Genomic DNA, 14,794 nt, shown 5'->3' with positions numbered 1-14,794 from the left:
TGCAGGCATCGCATTTCTCTCTCTATGGATAAGGCAATGCAGGCAGAGGGTATCAAGAGAGGGCAAGAGCTGATTCACAACGGTGAGCGGTTCGTTCCGCAGCCGGGATGGATAGCTCGCACTGTTTCGCCCGGCTTCAGGACCATCCTCGACCGCCTCGATCATGGGTTCGAGCGCGGCAGACTTACAGGACACTTGCCCGACGGCACGACCCGAATTCTGGGTGGCCGGGCGTCGGGTTTCGAAGCCGAAGTATATCTCAAGGATTGGCGCGCTCTGTTACGGCTTGTAACAGGCGGTTCGATCGGATGGTATCAAGCCTTCGAGGCGGGGGAATGGGATAGCCCTGATCTTGTGCAGGTCTTTGCGCTGTTTTCCAGCAATGCGCGCGCCCTTGGTACGCTTGGGCGGGCAAAGGGGCCGTTTCGCATGGTCGCCAAGATTGCTCATGCTTTCAATCGCAATTCGAGGGCAGGGGCGCAGCGCAATATCTCTGCGCATTACGATCTGGGCAATGATTTCTATCAGGCATGGCTCGATCCGAGCATGACCTATTCCTCAGCGCTGTTCGCAAAGCGCGGGAGGCTTGAGGACGCTCAAGAGGCCAAGTGGCAGGGCCTTTCAGACCGAATTGCGGGCGCCCAAAGCGTTCTGGAAATCGGGTGCGGCTGGGGCGGGCTTGCTGGGCACCTAGCAAAAGAGGAGGGGCGGGAGGTTACGGCGATCAGCCTGTCGGACCAACAACTTGCCTATGCGCGCGCGCATCAGCAAACCGCGATCGACTTCCGCAAACAGGATTATCGCGACGTACGCGGTCAGTTTGACGCGATAGTCAGTGTTGAAATGGTCGAAGCCCTGGGGCGCGAATACTGGCAGACGTTCATGGATGCGTTGGCGCGCAATCTGAAGCTCGGTGGACGCGCTGCGATCCAGTATATCTCCATCGCAGACGACCTGTTTGAAGCCTATGCGAAAAGCGCAGATTTCATCCAGGCCTATATCTTTCCGGGTGGATTGCTGATCCGCACCAGCGAGTTCCGAAAGCTGGCCGAAGAACGCGGCCTTGGCTGGCGCGATCAGTATGATTTCGGACTGGATTATGCCGAGACGCTCAAACAGTGGCGTACGCGCTTTGAGCAAGCGGCCGATCAAGGCGCATTGCCGAAAGGCTTTGATGCTCGCTTCGTCGCGCTGTGGCGCTATTACCTCGCCTATTGCGAGGGTGGATTCAGAGCGGGAACGCTTGACGTGCATCAAGTGACGCTGGCGAAGGGGGAATAGGGATGCGGGGCTTCATATTTGCAGGTGTTGCAGCAATGGCACTGTCAGGTTGCAGTATGGGAGCAGCCAAGGGCGGTACAGGCACCCCGTCAGTGCTGGCCGTTCCTGAGCTGGTTACCCCGCCGTCGCGTGATCCTAATGAGCTACAAGTGCTGTTCTGGGATGACGCCGAACGCGAGGCGCGTTTCCGTGACATGGAAAGCTGGTTTCCCGGACATGAAGTCCCTGCGGCGCATACCCCGCGCATGCTGCTGGAGGGAGGCCCGCTCGATCCTGAAACTGCGGCAGCGATCAGGTCCTACATGACGGACACGAATGCGGCCGGCGTAATGGTTCTGCAGGATGGTAAGGTGCGGTTCGAGGAGTATAGTCTCGGTTTTGCGCCTGACCAGCGCTGGACGAGCTTTTCTGTGGCCAAGAGCTTTACATCAACCTTGCTTGGCGCGGCGGTCAAGGACGGCTTCATTGGAAGTCTGCAGGATCCCGTTACCGCTTACATCCCTGAGTTAGCCGGAAGTGTCTATGACGGTGTGACTGTGGAACAGATTGCCACGATGACGAGCGGTGTCGCATGGAACGAAGATTACACCGATCCTGCCAGCGATGTCGCGCAAATGAACCGGTTTGTCGTTCAGTATGGCCCCGATGCCATCATCGAACAGATGAAGCGGCTCAAACGGGAAGCGCCCGCTGGCAAGAAGTTCGTATACAAGACAGGCGAAACCAACCTCATCGGCGTCGTGGTTGAGAACGCAGTCGGATTGCCGCTCGCGATCTATGCTCAGCGAAAGATCGTTGAACCCGCCGGCTTTGAAGGTGGTCTGTTCTGGATGACAGACCCTCGAGGAGGCAATATCGGAGGCTGCTGCCTCTCTCTGCGCCTGTCAGACTATGCGAGGATGGGCCAACTCGCCCTGGAAGGCGGGAAAGGTGTCGTCCCAGACGGCTGGTTTGCCGCAGCTGCAGGTTCACAGGTAGAATTCGGTGATAGCGGGTTTGGCTATGGTTATCAGTGGTGGACTTATCCGGATGGGAGCTACGGCGCGCAGGGAATCTTCGGCCAGGCAATCACCATAGTGCCTGAGAAAAAGCTCGTAATTGCGCTCGTCAGCAACTGGCCTGTCGCGTCGCGTCCGCGAGACGACTGGCACGCCTTGGTTAGCGAAATCGCAAAAGCATATTAAATCGCTGCGCGACGGACGCCTGTGTTCGAATAACGCTGCAAGATGTTGTCGTGAACGATCGGGCTCAGCAGTTCTGTAAATGCGCAACCAACGATACAGTTATCCCACCACACGACCTGTGCCTGAAGCGATTCAAGGCCGGGCAAAGTGAGCCAGCACACCTGACCTTCGTGCATCCGGTTGATCGAGGCGGCCGAAAAGCCGGAAATTGAAAGATCATGCACCACGCTTTGGAAAGCGCGGCCGCCGGACGCGCGAAGCGTTGCCGGGATGGTCAGTTTCGTCCGCGGCGCGCAGCGATCTTCCTGCGCTGCAATGTGGTAGCGGTCTTGACTGCTGTGCATGGCGAAACCTTTTCGAGTTCTTGAATGCGGTGCCTATTTCCCGAAGCTTTTGGGAGATTTGACCACATTCATGCGCGCGAGAGGGTTACTGTTCCGTCGCCGAAGAGGGTTAATGTGAGCTTTACTATCTATTTTTCGACGCGTTCGCGGTGCTGGTTGGGAAAATCGTCCATCAGCAAGGTGACGATGCGATCGGCTACCGCTTCCGCCGGCTTGACGGTTTGCGGGTCTTCGCCCGGATAAGCGCGCGCGCGCATGTCCGTGCGTGTGGCTCCTGGGTCGACTATTGCAATCTTGATATCGCCAAGTTTTTCAGTTTCTTGTGCGTAAGAGCTCAGAATGTTTTCAAATGCAGCCTTGGTCGAGCCATAGGCTGACCAATAGGCCCGTGGTTCCGCGCCAACGCTGCTGGTAAGGCCGATGATACGAGCTTGCTTGGCCCGCTTCAGCATCGGATCAAGGCTTGCCAACAGAGCTTGAGTTGCGACAACGTTGATCATTAGCGCTTGGGTGAACTGCTTCCCGTCGATCTGCGTCACAGGAGTCAGGTGCGGAAGGTAGGCGGCATTGAGAACAAGATAGTCCAGCGTATCCCAGCGCCCAGCGATGGCAGCAGAGAGCCGCGCAATGCTCTCCGCTTCAGACAGGTCGAGTGGAGCGATGGTAGCACTACCGCCGGCTGCATGGATCTCGTCCTCGACCGCTTCGAGCGCCTTGACGTCACGCGCGACGAGGATGACCTGCGCACCTTCGGCCGCCAGTGCCTTCGCGGTCGCCGCACCTATCCCCTTGCTGGCTCCGGTCACCAGTGCGAGCTTGCCTTCAAACTTGCTGCTTTGAGCCATTCTTATGCTGCTTCATGTTCCTGAAATGAGAGTTGCGCAGCTTCAAGTTCTGCGCTGTTCAAGTCCGTCAGCGGGGTTGGATAATTGCCGGTGAAGCAGGCATCGCAGAATTGCGGGCAGCTTTGCGAACGCTTCTCCGCGCCAACCGCTCTGTAAAGCCCCTCAATCGAGACGAATGCAAGGCTGTCTGCGCGGATAAAGTCGCGCATTGGCTCAATATCCATTCGGGCCGCCAGCAGCTTGCTGCGTTCCGGCGTGTCGACACCGTAGAAGCAGCTATGTGCCGTTGGTGGGCTGGCGACACGGAAATGCACTTCCTTAGCGCCCGCTTCCCGCATCATTTCAACGATCTTCATCGAAGTCGTCCCGCGAACGATGGAATCATCAATCAGAACGATGCGTTTGCCTTCGACCAGCCCGCGATTGGCGTTGTGCTTGCGCTTCACGCCGGAGTGACGCGCGCCGTCCGAGGGTTGAATGAATGTGCGCCCGACATAATGGGAGCGGATTATACCAAGCTCGAACGGCAGGCCCGACCGCGCAGCAAAGCCGATGGCTGCAGGAACGCCGCTGTCTGGGACCGGTACGACCAGATCTGCGTCTGCAGGGGCTTCCTCGGCGAGCTGTTCGCCGATCGCCTTGCGCGCCTCGTAGACAGAGCGTCCGCCGAACAGCGAATCAGGCCGGCTGAAATAGACATGTTCAAAGATGCATGGGCGCGGGCTTGCCTTGCCGAAAGGATGGAGCGATTCGATCTTTCCATCATGTGTAACCTTGATGAGCTCGCCCGCCTCGACTTCGCGAATGAAATCCGCACCAACCACATCAAAGGCCACGGTTTCGCTGGCGAAAACAATCGCATCGCCCATTCGGCCCATCACCAGCGGGCGAATCCCTAGCGCGTCGCGGCAAGCGATCATTCCTTCAGGCGTCATCACTATAAGTGCAAACGCACCTTCAACCAGTCTCAGGGCGTCGACGAGGCGATCAACCATGGTTGGATAACGGCTCGTGGCGACGAGGTGGATTATAACTTCCGTGTCAGAGGTCGACTGGAAAATCGCGCCGCGCTTTACGAGGTCCTTCTTCAGCGCCAGCGCATTCGAGATATTGCCGTTGTGCGCGACCGCGAATCCCCCGCTCGCAAGGTCTGCATAGAGAGGCTGGACATTACGAAGACCTGCGCCGCCGGTCGTTGAATAGCGGACATGCCCCGCTGCCATTGATCCGGGAAGTTCGTCAATCGCTTCCTTGGACGAAAAGTTCTCCGCGACATGACCAAGCCCGCGCCGAGAGACGAAGTTCGTACCGTCCCAGCTCGTTATCCCCGCCGCTTCCTGGCCGCGATGCTGGAGCGCGTGAAGACCCAGCGCAGTGACTGCGGCCGCGTCGGATGCGTTGATTACGCCGAAAACGCCGCACTCCTCGCGCAGCTTGTCGCCGTGCTCATCATAAAATGGATGCATCACATTCATGGCCGAGCCTGCCCGCTGCTCATAGGGCCTTTGAAGGCCGGTTGCCGTGGTGCAGTCCCAATGGCGATGTTACAGCCCGATTACAAGGGTTGAGGCTGTGCAATCACAAGCTTTTCGCATTGCTGATGAGGCTTTGGGTGCTTACAGGCCATGTTCAGGACCCATAATCAAAGAACCCCCTGTTTTGATCCTCACGCCTTTTGAATGGATGATCGCCAAGCGCTACCTCTTGCCAGGCAAGGGAGAGGCGTTCATTGCGCTGGTCGCAGGTATCAGCGTCGGCGTAGTGATGCTTAGCGTGGCGATGCTTGTTGTTGTGATGAGCGTGATGAACGGTTTTCGCGCTGAATTGCTCGACAAGATTGTGGGGCTCAATGGGCATGCAATCATCCAGGCCTACGGCGGGAAACTTCAGAACTGGGAAGACATCCTCGAGGAGGTCCGAGAGACGCCGCGCGTCCTCGAAGCGTCGCCGCTGATCGAGCAGCCATTGCTCGTCAGTTTCAACGGTCGGGTGGAGCAGATCGTTGTGCGCGGTAACACGAGCGAGGATATTGCGTCATTTGAAGACAAGGTGCTGCTTGGCAGCATGCAGTCTTTGCGTCCAGATAGCAGTATAGTTGCGATTGGATCGCGCCTTGCTCAGAATATCGGTGCTCGGGTGGGAGACACGATCACCATTCTGAACCCGCAAGGCCGTACGACTCCATTTGGCACTATGCCGCGCCAAGTTGGATACACAGTTGGCGCGATCTTCGAAGTCGGTATTTACGACTACGATCAGACCTTTGTGGTAATGCCGATGAGCGATGCGCAAACACTTCTGCTGCTTGGGGACTCCGTCGCAATGATCGAAGTGAAGGTCGATGACCCCGACGATGTGCGCGAGATCATGGCGCCGATCGAGGAGAAACTTGCAGGGCGTGCAGTCGTCAATGACTGGCAGACCATCAACGCGACCTTGTTCGAGGCCTTGCAGGTCGAGCGGGTCGCGATGTTCTTCGCGTTGAGCATCATGGTAGTGGTGGCTGCCTTCAACATTCTTTCCAGCCTGGTGATGTTGGTGCGTGCCAAGACTCGGGACATCGCAATCATGCGGACGATGGGCGCGACACGGAAAAGCCTGCTGAAGATTTTCGTGACCACAGGTTTCACGGTTGGCGCGATCGGTGCGCTGGCCGGGCTTGCGCTCGGTTTCCTGATTCTCACCTTCCGGCAGCAGATTGTGAAGGCGATGGAATTCGTGTTCGGGGTTGAGTTGTGGGACCCGACCATCCGTTTCCTCAACACCTTGCCGTCGCGAACCGACCCGCTCGAAGTCGCCGGGATTGTCGCTCTTGCGCTGGTCTTGAGCTTCCTTGCAACGCTCTACCCGGCGTTGAAGGCGTCCAGCACAGACCCGGTTCAGGTGCTCCGCTATGAGTGAGGCAATCACAACTCCTGTTGCTGCGCTCACCGGCCTCAGGCGCAGCTTTACCCAAGGCGACATCACCATTGAGGTCCTGCGCGGTGTGAATATGCAGATCATGCCGGGCGAGATCGTGGCCCTGCTTGGGCCGTCAGGTTCCGGCAAATCCACCTTGCTGCAAGCGGTTGGCTTATTGGAAGGCGGCTTTTCCGGCCAGATCGAGATCGGCGGTGTCGTCGCAAGCGCTTTGAGTGCAAGCGAACGTACTGCAATGCGCCGGGAGAATCTCGGCTTTGTCTATCAATTCCATCACCTCTTGCCGGACTTCAATGCGCTCGAAAACGTGGTGATGCCGCAAATGATAGCAGGCGCAAATCGCGCTGATGCAGAAGGCCGAGCTACAGAACTACTCGGCGCATTGGGTCTGTCGCAACGGTTGGAACACCGGCCGAGCCAGCTTTCTGGAGGCGAGCAGCAACGCGTTGCGGTGGCGCGTGCTCTTGCAAACAGGCCGCGCCTTGTCTTGGCTGATGAACCGACCGGCAATCTCGACGAAGCCACTTCGGAGCGGGTTCTTGGCGAATTCCTCAGCCTGGTACGTGGTGAAGGCAGTGCTGCCCTGATCGCGACGCATAATGAACGGCTCGCCGCCAAGATGGACCGCGTGGTCCGGCTACATGACGGAGTCTTGCAGCCTGACTGATCGGCGGTCGCTGATCGGACCTGATCGGTCCCCGATGGATTCCTGATTGGTTTGAGCTTCAGCGATGGCATGGTCGCTCATCAAGCTGAGATGAGGGGAGAACCATGCTAGAATTCTTGACCGCGCTCGCATTGTTTCAGGCCGCAGCGACCCAATCTGCACCTGCGCCACAACCGCCAGCATGTGCGAGCGAAGAACACGCCAGCTTCGATTTCTGGCTAGGAGAATGGGACGTTAGCCCTAATGGGAGTGACAAAAAAACCGCCAAAAGCCGTATCGAACGTGTCTCTTCAGGCTGCGTGATCCGCGAGCATTGGATGCCCATATCGGGGCGCGATGGGGTGAGTATGACTTTCCTCAACCCTGCAACCAATCGCTGGGAGCAGGTCTGGGTCGGCAGTGACGGGAATCGCGTGGACTTCCACGGGGGAATGGTCGATGGCAAGATGGTGCTGACAGGCTATTGGCGCGGATCAGGGTCGAATGGTGAAGATGTCCTGACGCGGATGACCTATTCGCAGCGCGAAGACGGCAGTGTGCGTCAATTCGGAGAAGGCTCGACGGACCATGGTGTTTCGTGGCAAACGAGCTTCGATCTGATCTACACGCCTAAGGAAACCGAATGACCACCATTGCCGATTTTACTGTCACGACCAATCGCGGCGAAGAACTCGACCTTGCCACAAAAAAGGGCAAGGTCCTGCTGGTTGTTAATACCGCCAGCAAATGCGGCTTCACTCCGCAGTATGATGGGCTGGAAGAGCTCTACCAGAAATACAAGGACAAGGATTTCGAGGTCCTCGGCTTTCCATGCAACCAGTTCGGTGCGCAGGAGCCTGGCAGTGCTGACGAAATCGCAGAGTTCTGCAAGATCAACTTTGGCGTGACGTTTCCGCTCATGGGAAAAGTGGACGTCAACGGCCCCGATGCCTCGCCGCTGTTCGACTGGATGAAGAGCGAAGCCAAGGGTATTATGGGCACGACAGCGATCAAGTGGAATTTCACCAAGTTCCTGATCGACCGCGAAGGCAATGTCGTGAAGCGCTATGGCTCGGCAGACAAGCCCTCGATGATTGCGCGGGACATCGAAAAGCTGCTTTAGGCCGTATCGTTCATTTGAAATGCCAGCGGAGCGGCTTCGTCTCTTCCCGGACCAGCTTGCCCTTGGCTTCGAGGTCGAGCTGAACAGTCTTTGCCCACCAGCCGCTGGTCTTTCCTGGAGTGTTGACGTTTTCGACTTCGATCATCGAGCTCATTCGATCATCGAGCTCATCTGCATTCTCCGTATTTGTTTTGGTCCGCACATAGCGCATCCCCCGGCTTTTCCCCAAATGCCAGTCATGATGACTTGAAAGCGCCGCCCCGCGCCCTAACGTGACACCATGCGATTTGCACCCTTCGTTCCCCTGCGCGTCCTGTCGTCCTATTCGATGCTCGAAGGGGCGATCGATCCGAAGGGCATTGCCAAGCTGGCGAAAGAACGCGGCTTTCCAGCCATAGCGATCTGCGACCGCAACGGGCTCTACGGCGCCGTGATGTTTGCCAAGGCATGCAAGGATGAAGGCGTTCAGCCCATCATCGGGACGCTGCTCGGCGTTGCGCGGGAGGCTCGCGAGGGGTCTGACCAGGTCCAGGTCGACTACCTACCGCTGTTCGCGCAGGACGAGGCTGGCTACAATAATCTCTGTCACCTGGTCAGCAAGGCGCATCTCGAGCGTCCGCTCGAGCTTGAGCCGCATGTGGAGCTCAGCGACGTGGAAGGGCATACGGATGGCCTGATTGCGCTCTCTGGCGCGGGTGAGGGCGCGCTGACGCGGCTTCTTGCAGAAGGGCAGTCCAGCTATGCGCAGCCGTTGCTCGAAACGATGGAGCGCCTGTTTCCCGGGAGGTTCTATATCGAACTGGCTCGCAATGGCGATCCGGTTTGCGAGAAGGCTGAAGGGGGACTGATCGATTTCGCTTATGAGCGGAACTTGCCGCTCGTCGCGACCAACCCTGCCAATTTCGGCGAACCGCATATGCACAAGGCGCATGATGCCATGCTGTGCATCGCAGGTTCGACCCATATCGAGGCGGAAGACCGCAAGCACTCCAACAAGCAGGCTTTCGTCAAATCCGCGCCGATGATGCATGAAATCTTTGCCGATCTGCCCGAGGCGACTGCCAATAGCCTCGTGATCGCGCAGCGCTGCGCCTATGCTCCGCCCTATCGCGACCCGATCTTGCCAAGTCTCGCGGGCGACCTTGAAGGTGAAGCAAGGATGCTTGCAGAAGATGCGCGCAAGGGTCTGGAAGCAAGGCTGGAACCGTATGGGGAACTGTCCAAGGAAGAACGCAAGACCTATTTCGATCGACTCGATTACGAAGTCGAGATCATCGTCAAGATGGGCTTCCCCGGCTATTTTCTGATCGTTGCGGATTTCATCAAGTGGGCCAAGGACAACGGCATTCCGGTGGGGCCAGGCCGTGGGTCCGGCGCAGGCAGTCTTGTCGCCTGGGCGTTGACGATCACTGATCTCGACCCGATCCGTCTGGGCTTGCTGTTCGAGCGGTTCCTGAACCCGGAACGTGTTTCCATGCCGGACTTCGATATCGACTTCTGCGAAACCCGGCGCGGTGAAGTTATCCGCTATGTCCAGCAGAAATATGGCCACGATCACGTCGCGCAGATCATTACCTTCGGGAAATTGAAGGCTCGAGCGGTGCTGCGCGATTGCGGGCGGATCCTGCAGATGAGCTATGGTCATGTTGATCGGCTCTGCAAGATGGTTCCGAACCATCCAACCGATCCATGGACCTTGCCACGCGCGCTCAACGGCGCTGCCGATTTCAAGCGCGAATATGACAATGATAATGAGGTCAAGCGCCTTGTTGACTTGGCCCTTCAGCTCGAAGGCATGCCGCGCAATTCCTCGACCCACGCTGCTGGAGTGGTGATTGGAGACCGCCCGCTTTCCCAATTGGTACCGCTCTATCGCGATCCACGCTCGGATATGCCGGTCACGCAGTTCGACATGAAACATGTCGAAAGCTCGGGTCTCGTGAAATTCGATTTCCTCGGCCTCAAAACCCTGTCTGTCTTGCGCAAGGCGGTTGACCTCCTCGCCCTGCGTGGGATCGAAATCGATCTCGGCACGCTCGAATGGGACGACCCGGCGGTCTATGACCTGCTCAAGTCGGGCAATACTGTAGGCGTGTTCCAGCTGGAATCGGAAGGCATGCGCCGCACGCTGACAGCAGTGAAGCCCACCAAGTTCGAAGACATCATCGCGCTCGTTTCGCTCTATCGTCCGGGCCCGATGGAGAACATCCCGCTGTTCGGGCAGCGCAAGGCGGGCGAGGTGCCGATCGAGTACCCGCATGAGAAGCTGGAAGGTATCCTGGCCGAGACCTATGGGATATTCGTCTATCAGGAACAGGTCATGCAGGCCGCGCAGATCCTCGCGGGATACTCGCTCGGCGATGCAGACTTGCTGCGGCGCGCGATGGGCAAAAAGGTACAGGCCGAAATGGATGCGCAGCGCCAGCGCTTCGTTGACGGCTGCGGCGAAGTCTCCGGTATCGACGCGAAGAAGGCCAACGAGCTGTTCGACTTGATCGATAAGTTCGCGGGCTATGGCTTCAACAAATCGCATGCGGCGGCCTACGCCTTGCTCGCCTACCAGACGGCATGGCTGAAGGCGCATTATCCTGAGGAGTTCTTTGCTGCTTCCATGTGTTTCGACATGCATCAGTCGGAAAAACTTGCTGTGTTTGTCGATGATGCCAGGCGCTATCCAAATGCTCGGGGTGGGGTGACCGTGCTTCCGCCTTGCATCAACCATTCGGAAGCCAAGTTCACAGTCGAAATGACCGATGACGGACCAGCGGTGCGCTATGCACTTGCGGGTATCCGCAATGTCGGTGAGAAGGCAATGGACGCGATCGTTTCCGAGCGGACCGGGAGCGGGCCGTTCACGGACCTCAAGGACCTGTTTGAACGCATGCCCAAAGGTGCGATGAACTCGCGCCAGCTCGAAGGGCTTGCCGCTGCAGGCGCGCTCGACTGCCTGGAGCCCAACCGCGCGAAAGTGTTCGGCAATGTGGATATTTTGCTGGCGGTTGCGGATGCGGCTGAGCGCGAACGCGCGAGTGGGCAGGGCGGGTTATTCGGCGCAGAGGATGAACAAGTTGATACTCTGCGCCTTTCCGAAGTTGAACGTTGGTCGCGGCCGGAGATGATGGCGAAAGAACGTGAGAATTTCGGGTTTTATTTCTCCGCGCATCCGGTTCAGCAGCATTGGCAGGTCGCTTCTGCCAACGGAGCTCGCACCTACCAGAGCCTGATGGAAGGCGGCGCGCCAGCCGGGGGCCGAGCCAGTGCGGTCATGGCGGCAATGGTGGAAGGCATGAGCAAGGGCCGCACCAAACGCGGCGCTGAGTTCGCACGGGTTGATTTTTCCGACCATACTGGCCAGTTCCGCTCTGCCTGTTTCGAGGAAAGCCTCGTCCCGAAGTTTGAGGAATGGGCCGCAAACGCTACATGTCTGCTGCTGCAGGTCGATCTCGACAGTCCCAGTCCAGATGAGCCCCCTCGCATCACAGTGCGCGGAGCTCGCCCGCTCGCTGAAGTGAAGGGCAGCACACAGATGCGCCTTACGCTGGAAGTACACACGCTTGAGGCGATGACCGAACTCGGCCTTGAGCTTAACGCAGCGGCTGCTGGTGATGAACCTGCGCGCGATGAGGTGATAGCACGGCTTGTCCTGTCCAAGGATGAAAGCGTGCTGGTAAAGCTGGGTGATACATTCCGTCTTGGCGGCGACCTTGCGCAGCGTCTGGCAAGCATAAACGGCCTTGCAAAGGTGGAGCTGTCGTCGAAGCGCGCCTCATCAAAATTGAAACTGGTGGCTTGATGACGGGTGGCATTTCCGATTTGACGGAGAAAGAGAAGGAAGCGCTCCGTTTGCTTTTGGCCGGGCATGACGCGAAATCCAGCGCAGCTGAACTCGATATATCTGTCCACACTGTCAACGACAGGCTGCGCAATGCTCGCCAGAAAATTGGTGTGTCCAGCAGCCGCGAAGCCGCAAGAATTTTGGGTGATGCCGAGGGGCAGACACCCAAAAATGCTACACCCACATCTTTAGGGATAAGCGCATCGGAATCTGAAACCCATACTGCAGGCCTCACAAACACAAAGCCTGGCGGTCCTTTTGGACTGACATGGCTCGCAGGAGGAATGCTTATCATGTCACTCGTAATCGCCGCAGCCATCGTGGGAGTCGTCTACTTTGCAGATGACGCTGCGACAGTGTCCGCCAGCCAGACGCAGGAGAGACCAAGCTCTCAGCAACAGGCAAAAGTCGACGAACCAGCTTCGCTTGCATCTGCTCAGGAGTTTCTCAGGTTTGTCGACGCAGGCGACTGGCCAGGTAGCTGGGATGCAGCAGGCCGCTATTTCCAATCGCAAGTGACAGCGGTTCAATGGTCCGCGCAAGTTGAGCCCGTTCGCGCCCCACTTGGCAAAGTCAATTCGCGGGTTCTTAGCAACGTCGATCGCGCTTCATCGCTCCCCGGTGCGCCTGAGGGAGAATATGAAGTGCTGCAATTTCAGACGAACTTTTCTGAAATGAAGGGCGGAGCAATTGAAACCGTTGTCATGATCCAAGGTGAAAGCGGCTGGGAAGTCATCGGCTTTTTCATTAGGCCTGCTTCCGGCTGAGATCTGAGCACGTCTGCGTGGCCGGACTGAGGGGCGGAGCGATCCGCCTCTTTTCTTCTTGGAGCCGCACAATCTCTCAATCATTGCCAAGCGCGTTCAGTCTCGGCATGAAACGGAAAAGCCAAATGATAGGAGAGATTTGCGATGCTGGGAGCCATGCAGAACTGGACCATGCGGGTGACGCATGTGATCGACCACGCCGCGCGCGAAGCGGGCGAACGCGAGATCGTGACGCGCTGGGCAGACGGTAGCGAGACGCGCACCAATTGGACCGGTATTCGCTCAGACGCACTCAAGATGGCGCAGGCGCTGCAGGCACTTGGCATCAAGAAGGGCGAGCGCGTCGCGAGCCTTGCGATGAACCATTCGCGCCATCTGGTCAGCTGGTATGGCGTTGCGGGGATGGGCGGGGTGCTCCACACCGTGAACCCGCGCCTGTTCGACGACCAACTCGAGTATATCGTCAATCACGCTGAAGATAAGGTGATGCTCTATGACGCGGCGTTTCAGCCGATTGTAGACCGCATGAAGTCGCGCTGGACAACTGTCGAGCATTACATCTGCTATGATTCCGGCGAGCACAGCCCTGCATTCGAAGACTGGATCGGCGAGCAGGACGGCGATTTTGAATGGGTGACCGGTGCGGAGACCGATCCCTGCATGATCTGCTATACTTCCGGAACCACTGGCAATCCCAAGGGCGTGCAATATGAGCACCGCTCGACCATGATGCATGCGCTGGCTGGGCTACAGCCGGCGGCCTTCAACTTCAGCTCCTCATCGGTAATGTTGCCAGTCGTGCCAATGTTCCACGCCGCGAGTTGGGGCCTTCCCTATGCAGGCGCGATGGCGGGGATCAAGTTCGTGTTCAGCGCGGTCAATGACCCGGCGGTGCTGCACGAGTTGATGCTGCGCGAAAAAGTGACCGAAAGCGCAGGCGTCCCGACTGTTTGGCTCGCACATTTCCAGTATTGCGACAAGGAAGGCATTGATCTGCCTCCCTTGAAGGCTGCGACAATCGGCGGGTCCGCCGCGCCCAAGTTCATGATCGAGCGGCTGATGAAGAACGGTACGCGTGTCCAGCACGCCTGGGGCATGACGGAGACTTCGCCCATCGGCACCGTTGGCGGGCCGACCTGGGACTGGGACGAGCTCAGCTTTGATGAAAAGGTCGCCAAGACCATGAAGCAGGGCCGCCCGATCTTCGGGGTGGAGCTGCGCACGGTCGATCTTGGCGACATGATGACCGAGCTCCCGCGCGACGGGAAGACTTCCGGCGCGCTGCAAATTCGCGGGCCCTGGATCATCAAGCGCTACTTCAAGGCCGATCAGGATGCGGCCAACAACGAAGGCTGGTTCGACACCGGCGATGTTGGCATCATCCATCCCGATGGCACTTTGCAGCTGACTGACCGCACGAAGGATGTGATCAAGTCCGGCGGGGAGTGGATCAGCTCGGTCGAGCTGGAGAATGCCGCCGTGGGCCATCCCGCAGTCGCAGAGGCTGCAGCGGTTGGCATGCCGCACCCCAAATGGGATGAGCGCCCGGTGCTGTTCGTGGTCAAGAACGAAGGCGCGGAAGTGACCAGTGGCGAAATCATCGATTTCCTGAAGGACAAGGTCGCGAAATGGTGGCTGCCCGATGCGGTCGAATTCGTGGACGAGATCCCGCACACCGCGACCGGCAAGATCAGCAAGAAAGACCTGCGCGACCAGTTTGCCGACTACAAGCTGGAGGGTTGATTGCTTTGTGTCGTCATTGTGAGGAATGAAATGACGAAGCAATCCAGAGAGCATTGCGCGCTGGATCGCCGCGTCGCCTGCGGCTCCTCGCGATGACGAAGGAGAAT

13 protein-coding genes are annotated in these 14,794 nt (G+C 58.1%); 9 read left to right on the top strand and 4 right to left on the bottom strand.

What is annotated here, in order from left to right; all coding sequences use genetic code 11:
* Positions 1-36 precede the first annotated feature (36 nt).
* Together ACG9DO_RS11185 and ACG9DO_RS11180 are read left to right on the top strand one after the other, a co-directional pair.
* Positions 37-1,281 carry a class I SAM-dependent methyltransferase gene (locus tag ACG9DO_RS11185; RefSeq protein ID WP_394731262.1) on the top strand — a complete coding sequence of 415 codons (1,245 nt, stop codon included), beginning with the start codon at positions 37-39 and terminating at the stop codon, positions 1,279-1,281.
* Between the two features lie 56 nt (positions 1,282-1,337).
* Positions 1,338-2,465, top strand: a complete 1,128-nt coding sequence (locus ACG9DO_RS11180; protein ID WP_394727920.1) for a serine hydrolase domain-containing protein — start codon at positions 1,338-1,340, stop codon at positions 2,463-2,465.
* On the opposite strand, the gene ACG9DO_RS11175 is transcribed toward ACG9DO_RS11180, so the two are convergent.
* The 3 genes from ACG9DO_RS11175 to purF all read right to left on the bottom strand — a co-directional run bounded on the left by ACG9DO_RS11175 (position 2,462) and on the right by purF (position 5,129).
* Entirely contained in the window at positions 2,462-2,809 is a 348-nt protein-coding gene (locus tag ACG9DO_RS11175; RefSeq protein ID WP_394727918.1) for a PilZ domain-containing protein, read from the bottom strand. The genes ACG9DO_RS11180 and ACG9DO_RS11175 overlap by 4 nt on opposite strands.
* 128 nt (positions 2,810-2,937) lie before the next feature.
* Complete coding sequence (locus ACG9DO_RS11170; RefSeq protein WP_394727916.1) at positions 2,938-3,654, bottom strand: SDR family NAD(P)-dependent oxidoreductase; 717 nt, start codon at positions 3,652-3,654, stop codon at positions 2,938-2,940.
* Between the two features lie 2 nt (positions 3,655-3,656).
* On the bottom strand, positions 3,657-5,129 hold the full coding sequence (purF, locus tag ACG9DO_RS11165) for an amidophosphoribosyltransferase (RefSeq protein WP_394727914.1): 1,473 nt from the start codon (positions 5,127-5,129) through the stop codon (positions 3,657-3,659).
* Positions 5,130-5,313: 184 nt separating this feature from the next.
* On the opposite strand from purF, the gene ACG9DO_RS11160 reads away from it, so the two are divergent.
* The 4 genes from ACG9DO_RS11160 to ACG9DO_RS11145 all read left to right on the top strand — a co-directional run bounded on the left by ACG9DO_RS11160 (position 5,314) and on the right by ACG9DO_RS11145 (position 8,342).
* Positions 5,314-6,555 carry a lipoprotein-releasing ABC transporter permease subunit gene (locus ACG9DO_RS11160; protein WP_394727912.1) on the top strand — a complete coding sequence of 414 codons (1,242 nt, stop codon included), beginning with the start codon at positions 5,314-5,316 and terminating at the stop codon, positions 6,553-6,555.
* Positions 6,548-7,240, top strand: coding sequence for an ABC transporter ATP-binding protein (locus tag ACG9DO_RS11155; protein ID WP_394727909.1), 693 nt, complete (start codon positions 6,548-6,550; stop codon positions 7,238-7,240). Before ACG9DO_RS11160 ends, ACG9DO_RS11155 begins: the two co-directional genes overlap by 8 nt.
* 104 nt (positions 7,241-7,344) lie before the next feature.
* Positions 7,345-7,866 (top strand): hypothetical protein, encoded by a 522-nt coding sequence (locus ACG9DO_RS11150; RefSeq protein ID WP_394727907.1) that lies wholly within the window; start codon positions 7,345-7,347, stop codon positions 7,864-7,866.
* Positions 7,863-8,342, top strand: coding sequence for a glutathione peroxidase (locus ACG9DO_RS11145; protein ID WP_394727905.1), 480 nt, complete (start codon positions 7,863-7,865; stop codon positions 8,340-8,342). The genes ACG9DO_RS11150 and ACG9DO_RS11145 overlap by 4 nt, the downstream gene beginning before the upstream one ends.
* 10 nt (positions 8,343-8,352) lie before the next feature.
* Here ACG9DO_RS11145 and ACG9DO_RS11140 read toward each other — a convergent pair whose 3' ends face one another.
* Positions 8,353-8,544 (bottom strand): DUF6958 family protein, encoded by a 192-nt coding sequence (locus tag ACG9DO_RS11140; protein ID WP_394727903.1) that lies wholly within the window; start codon positions 8,542-8,544, stop codon positions 8,353-8,355.
* 78 nt (positions 8,545-8,622) lie between these two features.
* On the opposite strand from ACG9DO_RS11140, the gene dnaE reads away from it, so the two are divergent.
* From dnaE to ACG9DO_RS11125, 3 genes are all read left to right on the top strand, one after another.
* The gene (gene dnaE, locus ACG9DO_RS11135; protein WP_394727901.1) at positions 8,623-12,135 is read left to right on the top strand and encodes a DNA polymerase III subunit alpha; all 3,513 of its coding nucleotides are present in this window, start codon (positions 8,623-8,625) and stop codon (positions 12,133-12,135) included.
* Positions 12,135-12,944 (top strand): DUF4019 domain-containing protein, encoded by an 810-nt coding sequence (locus ACG9DO_RS11130; protein ID WP_394731261.1) that lies wholly within the window; start codon positions 12,135-12,137, stop codon positions 12,942-12,944. Before dnaE ends, ACG9DO_RS11130 begins: the two co-directional genes overlap by 1 nt.
* Positions 12,945-13,088: 144 nt before the next feature.
* The gene (locus tag ACG9DO_RS11125; protein ID WP_394727899.1) at positions 13,089-14,687 is read left to right on the top strand and encodes a long-chain fatty acid--CoA ligase; all 1,599 of its coding nucleotides are present in this window, start codon (positions 13,089-13,091) and stop codon (positions 14,685-14,687) included.
* Positions 14,688-14,794 lie beyond the last annotated feature (107 nt).

This window comes from Altererythrobacter sp. GH1-8, assembly GCF_043702085.1.
Taxonomy (GTDB): Bacteria; Pseudomonadota; Alphaproteobacteria; order Sphingomonadales; family Sphingomonadaceae; genus Erythrobacter.
This window is presented reverse-complemented; position numbering and strand designations above follow the sequence as displayed.